This is a genomic window from Sphingomonas sp. Ant H11, assembly GCF_000797515.1.
In the GTDB taxonomy this organism is placed as follows: Bacteria; Pseudomonadota; Alphaproteobacteria; order Sphingomonadales; family Sphingomonadaceae; genus Sphingomonas.
The window spans coordinates 18,465-34,127 of sequence record NZ_JSBN01000071.1 but is presented as its reverse complement, the minus strand read 5'-3'; the positions used below and the strand labels follow the sequence as shown (position 1 = coordinate 34,127).

Here is a 15,663-nt window from a genome sequence, read left to right as displayed (position 1 = left end):
ACGGGTCAGGCCCGCCTTCGAACGTCGGTGAGCATTGTGATCAAGGCGTCGGAAGGCGGCTTGAAGCGCCCCCGGCTTGATCGCAGGGGCACCGTGGGCTGCGAGAATCTGCAGCTTCTCTTCGGGATCGGCGCGCAAGTAGGTCTCGGTGCTCTGGATACTGGCGTGGCCGAGCCATAATGCGACCTTGCGAATGTCCCCCCGTCGCCGCGAGCGTGTGCATCGCGCAAGAATGACGAAGCACGTGGGGTGTGACGCGCTTCCCAAGGATCGACGGCTGCTTCGTCGCTGCCGTCTTGACGTGCTCGGCCAATCGGAACGCAAATCCGTCGCGGGTCATCGGCTGCCGTTGGCATTGAGGAAAATCTCGGTGACCTCAACTTGAGGCCGGATCGCAAGCCATGCGCGCAATGCGATCTGGGTCTCCTTCCACAGCGGCAGGACCCGTTCACGTCGCCCTTTGCCCATGATGTGCATGGTGGACAGGGAGCGGTCCGGGAAATCGCCCAGTTGCAGCGTTACGAGTTCCGACACCCTCAGTCCGCCAGCATAGGTAAGATGCAGCATCGCGCGATCACGGGTGCCGAGGCGTGTCCGGGGGATCGGGTGTATCGAGCAAAGCCTTGATCTCGGCCCGGTCGAGGTAATCGATCAGCGCCTTGTCTGTCTTCTTGGTCGGGATTGCTCTGACACGGAGTGCCTGATCGAGGCAGGCTGGAATCCGGTACTCGATGTATCGGAAGAAGGATCGGATCGCGGCGAGCCTGCCATTGCGGGTCCGCACGCAGCTGCCGCGGCCGATCTCCACATGATCGAGGAAGGCCATGATCATGTCTGTGCCGAGATCCTCAACCTCGAGATCGGTCGGTCGGCGCTTCAGCCGATCGGCAGCGAACTGGACGAGGAGGACGAAGCAGTTGGCATAGGTCTTCACCGTGTGCGGGCTGACGGCGCGTTCGCGCGGCAGATGTTCCCGCAGATATGCCGAGAGATGGGGAGCAAGCGCCGTCATGCCGCTTCTCCTTGAAAAAGTTGCTCGCTTGCAGCCGCAATGTCGCGCAGCAGCACTGGCGTGGCTTCGAGATACCAGTACGTGTTGGCGATCGACGCGTGCCCCAGGTAGACACTGAGACCGGCCATGTGGTGGGCAATGGCCTCCCTCTCACGCGGGCAGGACTCAAGCGAGCGAACAGCGAACGTATGTCGCAGATCGTGGAGTCGCATGCCTGCCGTACCGGTTGCTCCACGATATCCGAGAAGCCGGGCCAACCTGACGAACACGACGTGGGCGCGCACCTTGTGCGGCGCCCGCCCCCGGATAGTGACGAACAGGTCATTACACTTGGCCGGGTGCTTCGCGCGGATCGCAATGTAGGCTTCGAGTGCTTGGCGCGTCGATGGCTGCAAGGCGATCAGTCGCTGCTTGCCGAACTTGCCGTTGCGGACGACCAGCCCATCCTCGACCAGATCGTTGCACTGTAGCGCGAGAGCCTCGGAAATCCGGAGACCTGTCGCCGCGAGCAGGCCGAACAGGTAATGGTACGTGTATGGGCTAATCGTGCCATGGGGCGGAACGTTCAATGCCGCCGCCATGATCGCCCGCACCTGGTCCGCTTCGATTATGGTCGGAGTGGGACGTGGCCGCTTCCCCCGGCCGAAAAAACGCCGACAGGCGGGACTTCGTTGTCTGGGTCCTCGGCATGAGCGAAAAGGCTGAAGTTACGAGCAGCGTCGTACCTATGGCGAGCCACGTTTTGCGAGCTTGCCGTGTGGCACCAGTCGTAGATGCGCTGCACTCGGGTGTGCCGGTCACCGAAGCGTTCAGCGAAAGCGGCGTATTGGCGCAGCAGTCGTTCCTGTTCCGAGAACTTCCGCCCCAAGCTGCGATACAGCGAGACGTATCTGGCAATCTGCGTGCTCAGCATGACGGTTCTCCCGGCCATGGCTGCGCGATTTTCATGAGCATCGGCAGGTCGACCTTGGCGTAGATGGCGGTGGTCTCGGGCGAGCTGTGGCGCAGGATCGTTCCAACGGACTCCAGCCCTGCGCCCGCGCGCAGCAAGTTGGTGGCAAGCGAATGCCGGAAAATGTGCGATCCGGTCGGCACGCCTTCGATCCCGCCGCGCTCATGCGTGCGTGCAACGATGCCGGCGATCTCCGCCGATGAGCGGAACGAACGGAACGGGGCTTGCGCGCGCACGAACAGATGCGGATCGGCGGTCTTGGGACGCGCCGTGGCAATGTAGTCCAGGATCGCGTCACCGACGTCCTGAGGCAATGGCAGGCGATCAGGCCGACGCGTCTTGCCCTTGACCGTCAGGTGGCCCGAGCGCCAGTCGATATCGTCGAGGTGCATATCCCGAATATCACCGGCACGCAGGCCAAGCCGGGCGAGCAGGAGAATGATGGCCTTGTCCCGAACTTCCACCGGGCGATCAGTCGGACATGCGCCGATGATCTGCTCGATCGTTGCCGGGTTAACGTGCCGGGGCAGCGTCGAAAGACGGTAGCGTTGCACTGATGGGATCGCGTGCAACAAAGCTGGACGGCAAATACCCTGCACGACCAGGAACCGAATATAGCTCCGTATTATCGTGACGAGCAGTGATGCCGAACCCGGCGTCTCCTTGCTTCGTTGTTGAAACGCCCGTCTGAGGACGGCTGCATCCCATTGTGAAGGCTCGCCGAGCATAGGCGCGAGCCGCCTGATATCGGCCCGGTAGCGCCGGATCGTCTCATCGGTCGCGCCGCGGTGTTGCTTGAGCCATGCCAGATATGCCGCCATGTGCGGGTCGTCATCCGACACCAGTTCGACTGAAGGGATGACACCGCGGTCGCGCAAGAACTCGACGAAGTGCCGAGCGCCTCGCCGCCGCCGCTTCGCGCCCGAGGCAACAAGCTTGCCTCGCTTGCGCCAGACCGGACATCGACAATCATGCGCGCCGTACTGGTCGATGATCGTGTCATCGATATCGGCCCATTGTCGTCGCGCAATGCGAAGCCAGGCCGCGAAATGCTCGGCCTCGGATCGATAGGACTGGGCCGGTCCTTGCGCGAGTTGCAAGCGATCGATCCCATCGAAATAGTCGGCGAGGTGCCGTGGCAGATCGTCGATCCCGTCTCGACACCGACGTAGCCTTGATCCTCCAGGAAGCGGACGAAGCGCCTGACTCGCGCTGCAATGTCCGCCTTATAGACTGGCTGCTGCGCCGAATACCGGTGGCAACGGCACCGATGCTTCTCGAACCGCCGAACGGTCCGATCGTCGATCGTGCGGATCGCGATCCCATGCAGTTCCATCCAATGCAGGAAATGACGGGCCGCAGCGCCAAACAGAATCGCACTGCCTGACCTCTCGTCGAGCGACAGAGAGGAGAGGAATGCGGTGAGTAGAGCGTCGTGACTGGGCGGGTCTTCGACCCGGAGCCGGGCCGCTCGAAACGACAATAATGATCTTGATCGCATGTTGGTTCCTTCGACTTGTTCAGGTCGAGGGAACCGTAATTATCTGGAGTGAAATCATGGAAAACCGAAGGAAACCTGCGTCTCTCGCCGCCACGCTCGACATAAACTGCGACTGCAAAGAATATGTCCTCGATTATCTCGCCCATTCCTTCCCGGTGCAGCTCTACGAGCCCTTCAGCGACGGCGAGGGCAATATGTCCTCGCGTCCGGTCTTTCGCGACGGCCAGCCGGTCGAGAGCCGCGAGGCGGTCGCCCGCCGCACCGAGCTGATCGAGAAACTCGCGAGCCTTCCGCCGGTGCCGGGCGCGCTCGACCAGATCGTCCAGCATTTCGGCGCGGACGTGGTGGCCGAAGTCACCGGCCGCTCGCGTCGTATCGTGCGCAAGGGACAGCGCCTTGTGGTCGAGACCCGCGCGGCGTCCGCCAATCTCGCCGAGACCCAGGCCTTCATGGACGACATGAAGCGCGTGCTCGTGTTCAGCGATGCCGGCGGTACGGGCCGCAGCTACCATGCGGAGCTGTCGGCACGGAACACGCGGCTTCGCGTCCACTATCTGCTTGAGCCGGGCTGGAAAGCCGACGCCGCGATCCAAGGCCTCGGCCGCACCCACCGCACCAACCAGGCGCAGCCGCCGCTCTTCCGTCCGATCGCGACCAATGTGAAGGCGGAGAAGCGCTTCCTATCGACCATCGCGCGCCGGCTCGACACGCTGGGCGCGATCACGCGCGGACAGCGCCAGACCGGCGGCCAGGGCCTGTTCCGACCCGAGGACAATCTGGAGAGCCACTATGCGCGCGATGCGCTTCGCCAGCTCTACATCCTGATCGTCCGCGGCAAGATCGAAGGGTGCTCGCTCCAGCGGTTCGAGGACACGACCGGCCTGAAGCTGATGGACGACAACGGCATCAAGGACGAGCTCCCGCCGATCACAACCTTTCTCAACCGCCTGCTCGCGCTCACCATCGACCTGCAGGACGTCCTGTTCGCCGCCTTCGAGCAGCTTCTGACCGCCAAGGTCGAGGGCGCGATCGCCGCCGGCATCTACGACATCGGACTGGAGACGCTGCGCGCGGAGAGCTTCGTCGTCACCGATCGCCAGACCATCTACACCCATCCCGGCACCGGCGCGGAAACCAGCCTGCTGACCATCCAACAGCGCGAGCGCAACCGGCCGATGACCGCCGAGGAGGCGATGGCTTGGCTCGACGATCCGGTCGCCAAGTTGCTGGTCAACGAGCGCTCCCACCGCGCCGCGGTTCAGCTTCCAGCGCCTTCGCTGATGCTCGACGACGGGGAGATCGAACGCCGCGTGCGGCTGATCCGGCCGATGGAGCAGCATCACGCCTCCATCCGCATGATGGACGAAAGCCATTGGATCGCCGCCAGTCGCGCCGAGTTCACCGCCGCCTGGAACGCCGAGATCGCGGAGGTGCCAGCCTATTCCGATTCCACGATCCACATCGTCGCTGGCCTGCTGCTGCCGATCTGGAAGCGGCTGCCCAACGAGTCGAGCCGTGTCTATCGGCTCCAGACCGATGACGGGGAACGGATCATCGGCCGCCGCGTGTCGCCCGCATGGGTCGCCAACGCCACGACAGTCGGAACGACGAACCTGTCCGCCGACCATGCCTATGCCGCGCTCATCGAGGGCAAGACAATCCTCGATCTCGCCGAAGGCCTCCAACTCCGTCGCGTGCGCGTCATGGGCGCCGATCGCATCGAACTCTCCGGCTTCACCGACGCGATGCGCGAGCGCCTGCGCGCCTTTGGCCTCTTCAGCGAGATCATCTCGTGGAAGCTCCGCTTCTTCGTGCCCGTCGGCGCGGACGGCGCGACCATCATCGGCAAGCTGATCGGCACCTACCCGATCCAGCGCGTCGGCGAGCGGGAGGCAGCGTGATGGCCCGTCTCGACGCATCCGATCTCGCGCAACGTCTCGGCCGACAGGCCGAGGCGGTGTGCCGCCATTATCTCAGCAATGGCCACCGTCAGGGCAACTACTGGCAGGTGGGCGACGCCCGTAACACTAAGGGCCGCTCGATGTACGTCCGGCTCAAGGACTCGCCCAAAGGCCCCGCCGGGAAATGGACTGACGCCGCTACCGGCGAGCATGGAGACCTCCTCGACGTCATCCGCGAGAGCTGCGGCCTCATCGACTTCAAGGATGTCGCCGACGAGGCTCGGCTCTTCCTCAGCATGCCACCACCAGCGCCGGAACCCTCCGCCTTCCAGCCGCTGGCGCCCGCACCACATGGATCGCCCGAAGCCGCACGGCGCCTCATCCGCATGTCGCAGCCGATTGCGGGCACAATCGTCGCGGCGTATCTCCGGCAACGCGGCATTACGGATCTCCGTGGAGCCGGAAATCTGTATTTCCACCCGCACTGCTATTATCGCCCGGACGAGCATGCGCCGACCGAGACTTGGCCGGCCATGATCGCCGCTGTCACTGACCTCGACGGCATGATCACCGGGGCGCATCGCACCTGGCTCGACTCACGACGCCACGACAAGGCGCCATTCGAAACCCCGCGCCGGGCGATGGGCGATCTCCTCGGCAACGCGGTCCGCTTTGGCGCTGGTGGCGAAGTGATGGCAGCCGGCGAAGGCATCGAGACGGTCCTTTCAATCCGCCAGGTCGTGCCCAACATGCCGATGGTGGCGGCGCTCTCCGCGGCACATCTCGCCGCCATCCTGTTCCCGGACACGCTGCGGCGGCTCTACATCCTGCGCGATGACGATCCGGCAGGCGATGGTGCGCGTGACAGCCTGATCGAACGGGCGAACGCGGCCGGGATCGAGGCGATCGTGATCTCTCCACAGCTCGGGGACTTCAACGAGGATCTCCGCACCCTCGGCATCGCGACATTGCGCAGTCAGACTCGGGTACAGCTCGGGCCGCAGGACGTCGCACGCTTCATGGCGCTGGCGGCATAGCCGGTAAGGAAGCGGCAGCGGCCCCGCCGCCGTACTCGCTCAGACGCAGCGGATCGGAGAGGACCGCGCCTCGGCCTTCGAGAGGGCGATCGGCCCACAGGCAGGCCGGCCCGGCAATGGCTGCGGCCGACTATTTTCCGGCGCGGCCCCAAGGGGCCGCTTTCCATCGCGAAACAAAATAGCCGGCCTCCGCCATCCTCCGCTGACGCTCCGGCCCTCGCTCGCGCTCCGGGTGCAGGGCCGCCCCGCCGGTGTGCTTCGTCGCCATGAAGGCCGCGACGGTCGCGGTCCATCCGACGGAGCATCCGATGCGCGATCTCGACGACTACGAACCGCACCACGAATCCTCACCGACTGACCACGTCCTCAACGAATTGCAGCTCCACGGCTACCGGCCTTTCGCCGACGAACCCGATCAGCGGCTTCTGCCGGACGGCAACGCGGTCGCGGGCGCGGTCGCCGACATCTTCGACGCCCTGATCGTGACCCTGGAGGACACGCGCCTCGAACCCGACCTCGACGATCTCCTCTGGTCGACCGTGAACGTCTTTCATCGCGCCGCCGAACGGATCAACCGCGAGCTCGACGACAACGAGCAGGCCCAAAAGCGCTCCCAACGCGAACAGGACGGCAGCGAGGTGAAGTCGGTCGATCTCGAGCGCCTGATCGCCGAGGGCAAGACACAGGTCGAACGCCAGACCGCCTTCGAACTGATGCGCGACCAGGCCGCCGAGCACTACGAACGCCAGGTCGGCAAAGCCTGGCTCCCGCGGTCAGGATCGAAGGTCAATCATCGCAACCTCACCTCGGCGATGATCGACAGCCGCGACTTCATCATGGCGAAGAAGCGTGCCGAGCAGGAAGTGCTCCTGCCGCCTGGACCGAAGATCGCCGTCACCGGCGGGCTCGATTTCGACAACCATCACCTCATCTGGGCCAAGCTCGACCAGGTTCACGAGAAGCACCCCGACATGGTGCTGATCCACGGCAAGTCGCCGAAGGGTGCCGAGAAGATCGCTTCTCTCTGGGCCAGGAATCGCAATGTCCCACAGATCGGCTTTGCACCCGACTGGACGAAGCACGGCCGGGCAGCACCCTTCAAACGCAATGACGAGATGCTGCAAATCCTGCCGAAGGGCGTGCTGCACTTCCCCGGCACCGGCATCAATGACAACCTCGCCGACAAAGCCAAGAAGCTCGGCATCCCGGTGTGGAAATTCGGCGGCGCGTAAGCGCCGCCGCATCGGGCACCTGCTAAACGGCCAAGCCTATGGCATAACGCAACGAATGCAGCGACTGAAGCCACTCCCGAAACCGGCACGTTCGGACGCCGTTCTCGCTGCGGTTTTCCTGGAGAATGCCACCGTGAAGGCTGCAGCCGCCGAATGGGCGGCGGATCAAGGATTCGACAATCAAGCCCTTCATGCGATTGCAATTGCCATCGAACTCCTCCTCAAATCCTATCTGCTTAACGTCGCGACCGATGATGTTTGGAACCGCGCGAACATCGGGCACGATCTCGCCAAGGCACTCCATTATTCGGCTCAAGCCGGCTTGGTGCCTCCTTCACGCATCGAGTGGATTATCAGCCACCTCCATCCGCATTTTCAGCGTGGCGGGTTTCAGCGCGAGCCGTCGAGGAAATGGCCACCAGGCTTTGCGGATGACGCAGGTGAGGTCGCACGGCAGCTCGCGCAGACAGTACGGCTTCACCAACGTCACGGCCACATCGACTCGGCTTCCAGCCCGGAGAAGACCACTCCCCGCTGAATGGCGCTGGTCCTTGGTCCAGCCGATGGCCTGACGCCATCAACCCGTAAAGGGTCGGACTACGCATAGCGTGCCGCCGCGCCGGCGTTGCCTGCGCGGTGATTGCGGCCATCGGCCGAACACATCGGGCGCCTGTCAGCGGGGGGATGGTCCTCCGCTCGAAACAGGAGCCGGATCGATGTCCTTCCCCGACGCACACGCCTTCGCCTTCAGCCTCGCCACCACGCTGATGGCCGTCATCGTCATCTTCCGCGCGGGCGACGCACTCTCTCGGTGACACCCGCAAACGAATACGACGGCGACGTCTCGGAGATCGTCCACGAGGTCGATCCCTTCGCGCCATGACGGCGCGCCACCCTTCCAGGCGACGCGGAGACCCTGCGGTTTCCGCTCCCGACGGAGCACAGCTTTTGCTATGCTCCCGAATGCGCCGTGGTGGTGGTGGAAGGCGCGACCGTCAGAATTTGCTCTTTCGGAGACACCACCATGATTATCCTCGGCATTGTCCTATCCTTCGCAGCCATCGGCATCTTGTGCTGGTTGCTGTTCACGCTCGCGGTGTTCGCACTGCCATTCTTCGCGGGCGTGACCGCCGGCACCTGGGCCTATGACACTGGCGCGGGCTGGCTCGGCGCCATCCTTATCGGCATGCTCGGCGCCGGCCTGACGTTGGGCGTGGGGCAGCTCTTGCTTGGAATTGTCCGCCCGCTCTGGGCACGCCTGCTGATCGCGCTGGCATTTGTCGCACCCGCGGCGATCGCCGGCTTCCACGCCACGCATGGCATCGTGAAACACACCATGCCGTCGGAGACCTGGCAGCTCGTGTTCTCCGTCATCGGTGCGGTCGCGGTCGGCGTCACCGCGTTCGCGCGCGTCGCTGGGATGGCAAGCACCGGCCCGTCCAGCCAGGGCATTGCACCAGCCTGACACCACGACGGAACCGTCGCCGGGACGACCAGTCGGGGGTTTCAGCCCTCAGCGTTGTGCAGTTGGAGAGGGAGCCGCGTCACCGGAACCTGACTGAAGCCCATCGTGCGGCCGCCTCAACAGCGCCCGGATTTCTGCTCGGCGCCTCTGTGCGCGGGAACGGTGCAACACGAAGTCGAGGGCGTCATCTCCACTGGCCGACTTCGAAACGAAAGCTCGACCCTCGCCTGTACAAGGGGAGGACGGGTCGCAGATGATCTTCAGCTTGCGCCGTCTGCTGGTTGCGACCGGGTCGCCATGATCTTCCGTTCCTGATTGTCTCCAGACCGCTCCGAACGGCCTCTCCAATGGCCTGATCTGACCGAAGGACGGCTGCGCCTCGACCGCCTATGCCGCAACGGCGCGTCCCGACTTTCTTCCCCTGCCGGCCAAGGCCGTCATTCCTCGCGAAACAACAAAGTCGTTCCTGCCATCCTCCGCGTTGCTCCGGTCGCAAGCGATGCGGCGTCGGTCGCCTCCGGCCTGTCGATCGCCATCGAGGCCGCAATGGAGCGGTCCCGAAAACGAAACGGAGACTTACAATGGCGACCATCGGCACCTTCAAGAAGACCGGCTCGAACGAGTTCACCGGCGAAATCGTAACCCTCAGCGTCCAAGCCAAGGGCGTGCGCATCGTCCCCGACACCCGCGCCACCGGCGAGAACGCCCCCAGCCACCGGGTTCTGGTCGGCCGCGCGGAAATCGGCGCCGCCTGGTCCAAGCGCTCCAACGAGGGCCGCGACTATCTGGGCCTCAAGCTCGACGATCCGAGCTTCAACGCCCCCATCTACGCCAACCTCTTCGACGACGAGGACGGCGACACCCACTCGCTGATCTGGTCCCGCCCGACCCGCCGCGGCGACTGAGCCCCGAGCAAGGCCCCGGCCGAACAGGCCGGGGCCTTTCCACTGCTAGCGCGAATCACTTCGGCCGCCCGGCGAGGGCACCGCCAGCCCTGAGACGCCGATTACCCTCGCAATGGGCGCAAAGAACGACTATTATAGTCGTAGTTCTGGCAAGCGTGTGTCCGTCGGTGGGAGGTGATCATGCATGATCACCGCCCGACAATCGCGGGCCGCACGCGCGTTGCTGGGGTGGACACAGGAGACGCTCGCTGACAAGGCCCGGACATCGCTAACCGCGCTCAAGCGCCTTGAGTCCGAAAGTGGATTAGAGGTGTACGAGTCGACGCGCGATCAGGTGCGAAGGGCGCTTGAAACAGCCGGTATCGTCCTGCTTTCCACCGACAAGGGCGAAGGAGTGCTGCTGCTCCATGAGCGGGACGACCGGCCGACGAGGCGTTAGCAGCGCCGTGATCGCGTGGCGCACACCATCCATCGCACGTTGTCACAGTAATGCCGGGCACGAGTGTTAACGAATGCTTTCCGCGCGAATATAGTCGCCTGATGGAATCCGCGATGCCGCCGTTTCTCGATGCGCCTCCGATCAGCCAGACCCTCACGGCCTATGACCGCGAGCATATGGTTCTCTATCTGCGCCTGCTCGATTCCTCGCGCGACGGAGCTGATTGGCGCGAAGCCGTCCAGATTCTCTTTGGCCTCGATACGGCACGTGAGCCGCAGCGGTGCCGCCAGGTCCATGACACGCATCTCGCCCGCGCGCAGTGGATGACCGAGCACGGCTATCGAGACTTGGTCCGCTCCGCACAGTGATCGCCGCGATGCCGTTTCGGCACCACCCTTTGCCGGCCCTCTGACTTCCACTGAACAACCCAGCCGGGAATCCTGACTCTCCCACAAATTCAAAGACTAGGGAGGATCGCGATGACACCAGATGCTTCCGGCTGGCGTTCATCGGAACGCTATGCGCACGTCGCCGACATGACCGCGTCCGACGTCGCGTGGGAATGGCTGCGCCGCAACGAAACCTACGACAGGGATTTTCAAGCGCTCGGCGACAGCGAAAGTGATCTGCGCACGCTGACCGACGGGATCGGGCAGCGGTGGGGGTTGCGATTTCCCCGTAGACCCGATGCAGGCACCTCCCGAAGCGCAGGTGATCTGGCTTCCCCAGGAAGACACAAGCGCCATCGTTCTTGGCCCACCTCCGGATATTCCGTCCGCAAGCGCTGATCCCCAACCGACGATCGACGCCGCCGTAAGCGTCGATGTCGGCAGCGAGACCCATCTGGTTCTCGATCTCGGAAACGGTCAGCGCGTAGCGCTTGTTCATCCGTCCGAGACACGACCCGCCAAATCTCTTGGCGCCTTCATCCCGCTCGGCCTGGAAGGCTTCGACCGGCTCCAATCGGTCGCCCGCTTGCTCTCCGCCCTCCATGGCCGCGCCATACCGCCCGACACCCGACTGACACGGCAGCAACGTGCTCGGCTGTGCCGGATGCTGCAGGCCTTCGACGGTCATCGCGCGGGCGCGACCCAGCAAGAAATTGCGCAGGTCATATTTCGGATCGGCGCTCTCGGTCGCGACGACTGGCAGGCATCTTCCGCCCGCCACGCCACCAAAGCCCTGCTTCGAGATGCCCGCGCGATGATGGTGGGTGGGTATCGCACGTTGCTTCGTCATCGGCGGCAACTTTAGCCGATCTCCATCCGACTCTTGGTGGGCGAATTTAGGCCCCCCTGAATTCGCCCTGCATCTCGCCGGCCCTGCTTCGCCAACGTGGCCTTCGTTACCCGCCGCTTCCCGGCGGCCCCAACGAACCCACGGAGGCCCTCCCATGCGACCTGATCTCGCCGTTCTCCCGCCGCGCTACCTGCGCACCAAGGAAGCCGCCGAATTCCTCAGCCTATCGGCCCGCACCCTCGAAAAGCATCGGACTTACGGAACGGGTCCGGCCTATCGCAAGCTCGGCGGTCGCGTCGTTTATGCGGTCGACGATCTTGAGGCCTGGGCCGAGCGCGGCGCCGTCACCTCCACCTCCGATCCGCGCGGCAGCGTGCTTCCGGCCAAGCGCCATACGCCTGCGCCGCCGGCACATGCCGGACGATACGCGCGCTGATCGCCCCCGGATTCCCGAATGGCGGCGCGACACCAGTCCCTCTCGGAGCGCGGGCAGCTCGATCTGTTCCGTGCGCTCCCCGGCGAGTTCGCAGCACGAGACGCACAGGATCTCATGGCCTATCCGTTTTTCTCCCTCTCCAAATCGCACCGCGTCGCGCCGATCGACTTCGCCGCCGGCAATGTGTCGATCCGCGTCGAGGCCGTGCCCGATCACGGCATGGCGACCATTTGGGACGCCGACATCCTGATCTGGGCGGCGAGCCAGATCGTCGAGGCGCGTGACGCCGGCCTGCGCACGTCGCGCCTGATGGTCGCCACGCCCTATGAAATTCTCAAATTCATCGGCCGCGGCACGTCCTTACGCGACTATCAGCGCTTGAAGGCCGCGCTCGATCGTCTGCAATCCACGACGGTCTGCACCTCGATCCGCCAATCCGCCGAGGGCCGGCGTCATCGCTTCTCGTGGATCAACGAGTGGAAGGAGCGCACCAACCGCAACGGCAAGCCGGACGGGATCGAGATGATCGTCCCGGACTGGTTTTATCAGGCCGTTCTCGACGATGCGCTCGTGCTGACGATCGACCGGGCCTATTTCGATCTCACAGGCGGGCTCGATCGCTGGCTCTATCGCCTGGTGCGCAAGCACGGCGGGCGCCAGCGCAATGGCTGGCGATTCGACTTTCGCCACCTCCACCAGAAATCCGGCGCGTTGTCACCGTACAAACGCTTCGCCTTCGAGCTGCGCGACATCATCCGTCGCCAGCCGCTTCCCGGCTACACGCTGTTCCTCGAGATCGAGGCCGGCGGCCGAACGTTGCTCGCTTTCGAGCGGACGCCGCCCTGTGGAAAAGCTGTGAAAGGCTTCGTGCCATCGGGAACCCGAAAGCGCGTGCCATCAGGAACCGGCCCCTCGTGCCAACGGGAACCGAAACACGGCCTAACCCACGACAGCAGAACCGAAAATCGCCTCGCTAACTTAGAATCTAACAGAGAATCTAACTTTGAAGAGCGCGCGCGAGAGGTGGAAAACCTCGTCCGGCAGGCCGCGAACGCGCTAAGCGCCGCTGGCAAGCGGCGCACCAGCAGCGCCGCTCTTACCAACGCTGGCGCGGCGAGAAACGGGACCTCCGGCCCTCCGCAGCTTCCCTTCGGTCCACGCCCGGGAGGCCGCCGATGATCGTGGCCTTCCTCAACCAGAAGGGCGGCGTCGGCAAGACGACGCTGGCGCTGCACCTAGCCGGCGAATGGGCCGGTAGGGGAAAGCGGGTCACGCTCGTCGATGCGGACCCCCAGGGTTCGGCGCTCGACTGGTCGCAGCAACGCGCCCGCGAGCACGCGCCGCGCCTGTTCGGCGTCGTCGGCCTGGCGCGCGACACGCTCCACCGTGAGGCGCCCGAGCTGGCGCGCGATGTCGATCATGTGGTGATCGACGGGCCGCCGCGCGTCGCCGGGCTGATGCGATCCGCGCTGCTCGCCGCCGACCTCGTGCTGATCCCCGTGCAGCCGTCGCCGCTCGATGGTTGGGCCTCGGCCGAGATGCTGGCGCTCCTGTCGGAGGCGCGCATCTATCGGCCGGAGCTTCGCGCTCGCTTCGTCCTCAATCGCTGCGGCGCGCGCACCGTGATCGCCCGCGAGACGGCCGAGACGCTCGCCGACCACGATCCGCCAGTGCTGCGCACGGCGATCGGACAGCGCGTCATCTACGCCGACGCCGCGCAATCGGGCCGGCTCGCTTTCGAGATCGACGACGACGGACCCGCCGCGCGCGAGATCGCGGCGCTCGTCACCGAGCTCGAAAGGATCTCACCATGAGCGAGCGATCCGAACGGCGCGGCTTTGCGGCACGTCCGACCAATCAAGAGGCCTGGATCAAGGCCGCAGATGCCACCGCGCCGCGCGCGCCGGACGATGAAGCCTTCACCGCCCGCATGACGATCGACGTCACGCCCGCCTTACGTGGACGGATCAAGATCGCTGCCTTCCGGCGCGGCGTTACCGTTGCCGACATGCTGCGCGAGATGCTCGCGCGCGAATTCCCACACATCGAAGGAGACCCCTCATGACCGGCGCCGCGGCCCCCCGCGCGCGCGGCGGCCCGACGCCGACCGCACGCCACCAAGACAATCTCACCCATGTCGAACTGACCTGGGTTGAGAAGAAGATCGAGAACTGGATCCGCTTCGGCACGCACGCCCACGAACAGATTCTCGATCGCCGTCGGCGTGTCCTGTCTTTTCGCCCCGGCGCGGTCTTCGCCTTCGTGCGCTGGGCCTCGAATGACTTCGGAACGATCATCTCGCGCATCGACGTCGTGCGCTCGGTTGCGCGCGGCGAGACGTACCAGACGCTGCCTTTCGTTCGTCCTGGCGGCGAAATCCTGCTGAAGGTCGAGAGCTGGCCCAGGGTCGAGCGCGTGCTGCAGGCGATCGACGCCATCGAGCGCATCGGCATCGATCCCGAAGCGGTTTCGCCCGATCATTGGCGTCACGTCCACAACCGGCTCGCTGCTGGACACGAGCCGCGCACCTACACGCTCGACCATCATCGCGCATTCCTGCTGCGCCGAAAGGCCGAGTCGTGAGCCGCGCCGGACTTCTCCTGGCGACGACGCTCGCCGCGCTCAGCGTCGGCTATCCCGGCCTCACGCCGATGCCCATCAAGCTGATCTGGAACGCATCGGCGAGCGCGCCCATCGGGTTCTATTCGATCGACTTCGACGGGCCGCTCGACGTTACCGATCTCGTTGCGGTCGATGCGCCCGAGCCGCTCGCGACATTCCTCGCCGAGCGCGGCTACCTGCCCAAGGGCGTGCCGCTGATGAAGCGCATCCTCGCCGTCTCCGGGCAGACCGTTTGCCGTTCGAACCTCACTATCACCGTCGATGGTGTGGAGGTCGGTGCGGCACTGGAGCGCGATCGCGCAGGCCGCGATCTTCCCGTCTGGCAAGGCTGCCGCCGGGTCCAGACTGGCGAAGTCTTCCTCATGAACTGGCAGGTCCGCGACAGCCTCGACGGCCGCTACTTCGGCCTGATCTCGACCGACCAGATCATCGGCCGTGCCGTCCCACTGTGGACCGATGAAGACGGCACCGGCCGCTTCGAATGGCGTGCGCCGACACGCTGACCGCCTTCCCATTCGGCGGGAGCGGTGCTCGCCGATGGCTGTCCCAATCCCCACCGCGAAGGAGACTGACATGCCCCAGATTGGCGAATTCACGCGCGACGAGACCGGCTTCGTCGGGCATCTGACGACGCTGGTTTTGAACCAGGACGTCATAATCATCGCAGCCGAACCGACCGAGGTTGAGAACGCACCGCAGTATCGCGTGCATGTCTTCGACGGCATGAACAATGAGCCGGGCGCGGAGATCGGCGCCGGATGGAAACGCTCCGGAGAGAAGGCCGGCGAATACGTCGCGCTGCTGATCGACGATCCGACATTCCCGCACCCGATCCGCGCCAACATGTTCCGCGACGACGATGGCGGCTCGGCCTGGTCGCTGCATTGGTCGCGTCCGCGCGATCGCGGCGAGAAGGACTGAG

At 64.8% G+C, this 15,663-nt stretch carries 18 protein-coding genes and 4 pseudogenes; 19 read left to right on the top strand and 3 right to left on the bottom strand.

The features are described 5' to 3' along the window. Positions 1–5 precede the first annotated feature (5 nt). From NW75_RS27815 to NW75_RS28300, 3 genes and pseudogenes are all read right to left on the bottom strand, one after another. Positions 6–1,012: pseudogene (locus NW75_RS27815) on the bottom strand (tyrosine-type recombinase/integrase). Continuing rightward, positions 1,009–1,925: pseudogene (locus tag NW75_RS14335) on the bottom strand (tyrosine-type recombinase/integrase). Before NW75_RS14335 ends, NW75_RS27815 begins: the two co-directional pseudogenes overlap by 4 nt. Continuing rightward, complete coding sequence (locus tag NW75_RS28300) at positions 1,919–2,692, bottom strand: tyrosine-type recombinase/integrase (RefSeq protein ID WP_443024483.1); 774 nt, start codon at positions 2,690–2,692, stop codon at positions 1,919–1,921. Before NW75_RS28300 ends, NW75_RS14335 begins: the two are co-directional and overlap by 7 nt. Before the next feature lie 243 nt (positions 2,693–2,935). Between NW75_RS28300 and NW75_RS28295 the strand changes: the two genes are divergently transcribed. The 19 genes and pseudogenes from NW75_RS28295 (at position 2,936) to NW75_RS14250 (ending at position 15,662) form a co-directional block, all read left to right on the top strand. Next, positions 2,936–3,136, top strand: coding sequence for a hypothetical protein (locus tag NW75_RS28295; RefSeq protein WP_197057862.1), 201 nt, complete (start codon positions 2,936–2,938; stop codon positions 3,134–3,136). Positions 3,137–3,138: 2 nt separating this feature from the next. After that, positions 3,139–3,351 (top strand): hypothetical protein, encoded by a 213-nt coding sequence (locus tag NW75_RS28290; RefSeq protein WP_197057864.1) that lies wholly within the window; start codon positions 3,139–3,141, stop codon positions 3,349–3,351. 230 nt (positions 3,352–3,581) lie between these two features. Further along, positions 3,582–5,366 (top strand): annotated as a pseudogene (locus NW75_RS14325) (strawberry notch C-terminal domain-containing protein); the annotation flags it as partial. After that, positions 5,366–6,403, top strand: coding sequence for a DUF7146 domain-containing protein (locus tag NW75_RS14320; RefSeq protein WP_006022617.1), 1,038 nt, complete (start codon positions 5,366–5,368; stop codon positions 6,401–6,403). The pseudogene NW75_RS14325 and the gene NW75_RS14320, both read left to right, overlap by 1 nt. A gap of 308 nt (positions 6,404–6,711) precedes the next feature. Next, positions 6,712–7,635, top strand: a complete 924-nt coding sequence (locus NW75_RS14315) for a DUF2493 domain-containing protein (RefSeq protein WP_006022616.1) — start codon at positions 6,712–6,714, stop codon at positions 7,633–7,635. Positions 7,636–7,690: 55 nt separating this feature from the next. Beyond that, positions 7,691–8,173, top strand: a complete 483-nt coding sequence (locus NW75_RS14310; RefSeq protein ID WP_033965850.1) for a hypothetical protein — start codon at positions 7,691–7,693, stop codon at positions 8,171–8,173. Between the two features lie 486 nt (positions 8,174–8,659). Further along, positions 8,660–9,100 (top strand): hypothetical protein, encoded by a 441-nt coding sequence (locus tag NW75_RS14305; protein ID WP_006022613.1) that lies wholly within the window; start codon positions 8,660–8,662, stop codon positions 9,098–9,100. Between the two features lie 581 nt (positions 9,101–9,681). Beyond that, positions 9,682–10,005: a DUF736 domain-containing protein gene (locus NW75_RS14300; protein WP_006022612.1), complete on the top strand. Its 324-nt coding sequence runs from the start codon at positions 9,682–9,684 to the stop codon at positions 10,003–10,005. 184 nt (positions 10,006–10,189) lie between these two features. Further along, positions 10,190–10,444 carry a helix-turn-helix domain-containing protein gene (locus NW75_RS14295; RefSeq protein ID WP_006022611.1) on the top strand — a complete coding sequence of 85 codons (255 nt, stop codon included), beginning with the start codon at positions 10,190–10,192 and terminating at the stop codon, positions 10,442–10,444. A gap of 101 nt (positions 10,445–10,545) precedes the next feature. Next, positions 10,546–10,812 carry a DNA -binding domain-containing protein gene (locus NW75_RS14290; protein WP_024343455.1) on the top strand — a complete coding sequence of 89 codons (267 nt, stop codon included), beginning with the start codon at positions 10,546–10,548 and terminating at the stop codon, positions 10,810–10,812. Between the two features lie 111 nt (positions 10,813–10,923). Beyond that, a complete protein-coding gene (locus NW75_RS23880) occupies positions 10,924–11,232 on the top strand; it encodes a transcriptional regulator domain-containing protein (protein WP_006022609.1) in 309 nt (102 codons plus the stop codon). Further along, positions 11,132–11,698, top strand: coding sequence for a DUF2285 domain-containing protein (locus NW75_RS14285; RefSeq protein ID WP_024584489.1), 567 nt, complete (start codon positions 11,132–11,134; stop codon positions 11,696–11,698). Before NW75_RS23880 ends, NW75_RS14285 begins: the two co-directional genes overlap by 101 nt. 139 nt (positions 11,699–11,837) lie before the next feature. After that, entirely contained in the window at positions 11,838–12,119 is a 282-nt protein-coding gene (locus NW75_RS14280; protein ID WP_006022608.1) for a helix-turn-helix transcriptional regulator, read from the top strand. Positions 12,120–12,137: 18 nt separating this feature from the next. Further along, positions 12,138–12,959: pseudogene (locus NW75_RS14275) on the top strand (replication initiator protein A); the annotation flags it as partial. Positions 12,960–13,294: 335 nt separating this feature from the next. After that, positions 13,295–13,933 (top strand): ParA family partition ATPase, encoded by a 639-nt coding sequence (gene parA, locus NW75_RS14270; protein ID WP_006022606.1) that lies wholly within the window; start codon positions 13,295–13,297, stop codon positions 13,931–13,933. Continuing rightward, positions 13,930–14,184, top strand: a complete 255-nt coding sequence (locus tag NW75_RS14265) for a hypothetical protein (protein WP_006022605.1) — start codon at positions 13,930–13,932, stop codon at positions 14,182–14,184. The genes parA and NW75_RS14265 overlap by 4 nt, the downstream gene beginning before the upstream one ends. After that, positions 14,181–14,702: a DUF2840 domain-containing protein gene (locus NW75_RS14260; protein WP_006022604.1), complete on the top strand. Its 522-nt coding sequence runs from the start codon at positions 14,181–14,183 to the stop codon at positions 14,700–14,702. Before NW75_RS14265 ends, NW75_RS14260 begins: the two co-directional genes overlap by 4 nt. Then, positions 14,699–15,244, top strand: a complete 546-nt coding sequence (locus tag NW75_RS14255) for a S26 family signal peptidase (protein ID WP_006022603.1) — start codon at positions 14,699–14,701, stop codon at positions 15,242–15,244. Before NW75_RS14260 ends, NW75_RS14255 begins: the two co-directional genes overlap by 4 nt. Beyond that, on the top strand, positions 15,198–15,662 hold the full coding sequence (locus NW75_RS14250; protein ID WP_426288338.1) for a DUF736 domain-containing protein: 465 nt from the start codon (positions 15,198–15,200) through the stop codon (positions 15,660–15,662). Before NW75_RS14255 ends, NW75_RS14250 begins: the two co-directional genes overlap by 47 nt. Position 15,663 lies beyond the last annotated feature (1 nt).

Coding starts and splice junctions, on each gene's coding strand:
- NW75_RS28300 (WP_443024483.1), bottom strand. CDS start 2,692: ATGCTCGGCGAGCCTTCACAATGGGATGCAGCCGTCCTCAGACGGGCG.
- NW75_RS14265 (WP_006022605.1), top strand. CDS start 13,930: ATGAGCGAGCGATCCGAACGGCGCGGCTTTGCGGCACGTCCGACCAAT.
- NW75_RS14295 (WP_006022611.1), top strand. CDS start 10,190: ATGATCACCGCCCGACAATCGCGGGCCGCACGCGCGTTGCTGGGGTGG.
- NW75_RS14290 (WP_024343455.1), top strand. CDS start 10,546: ATGGAATCCGCGATGCCGCCGTTTCTCGATGCGCCTCCGATCAGCCAG.
- NW75_RS23880 (WP_006022609.1), top strand. CDS start 10,924: ATGACACCAGATGCTTCCGGCTGGCGTTCATCGGAACGCTATGCGCAC.
- NW75_RS14250 (WP_426288338.1), top strand. CDS start 15,198: ATGAAGACGGCACCGGCCGCTTCGAATGGCGTGCGCCGACACGCTGAC.
- NW75_RS14285 (WP_024584489.1), top strand. CDS start 11,132: ATGCAGGCACCTCCCGAAGCGCAGGTGATCTGGCTTCCCCAGGAAGAC.
- NW75_RS14280 (WP_006022608.1), top strand. CDS start 11,838: ATGCGACCTGATCTCGCCGTTCTCCCGCCGCGCTACCTGCGCACCAAG.
- NW75_RS14315 (WP_006022616.1), top strand. CDS start 6,712: ATGCGCGATCTCGACGACTACGAACCGCACCACGAATCCTCACCGACT.
- NW75_RS14320 (WP_006022617.1), top strand. CDS start 5,366: ATGGCCCGTCTCGACGCATCCGATCTCGCGCAACGTCTCGGCCGACAG.
- parA (WP_006022606.1), top strand. CDS start 13,295: ATGATCGTGGCCTTCCTCAACCAGAAGGGCGGCGTCGGCAAGACGACG.
- NW75_RS14260 (WP_006022604.1), top strand. CDS start 14,181: ATGACCGGCGCCGCGGCCCCCCGCGCGCGCGGCGGCCCGACGCCGACC.
- NW75_RS28295 (WP_197057862.1), top strand. CDS start 2,936: ATGCGCGCCGTACTGGTCGATGATCGTGTCATCGATATCGGCCCATTG.
- NW75_RS14310 (WP_033965850.1), top strand. CDS start 7,691: ATGCAGCGACTGAAGCCACTCCCGAAACCGGCACGTTCGGACGCCGTT.
- NW75_RS14305 (WP_006022613.1), top strand. CDS start 8,660: ATGATTATCCTCGGCATTGTCCTATCCTTCGCAGCCATCGGCATCTTG.
- NW75_RS14300 (WP_006022612.1), top strand. CDS start 9,682: ATGGCGACCATCGGCACCTTCAAGAAGACCGGCTCGAACGAGTTCACC.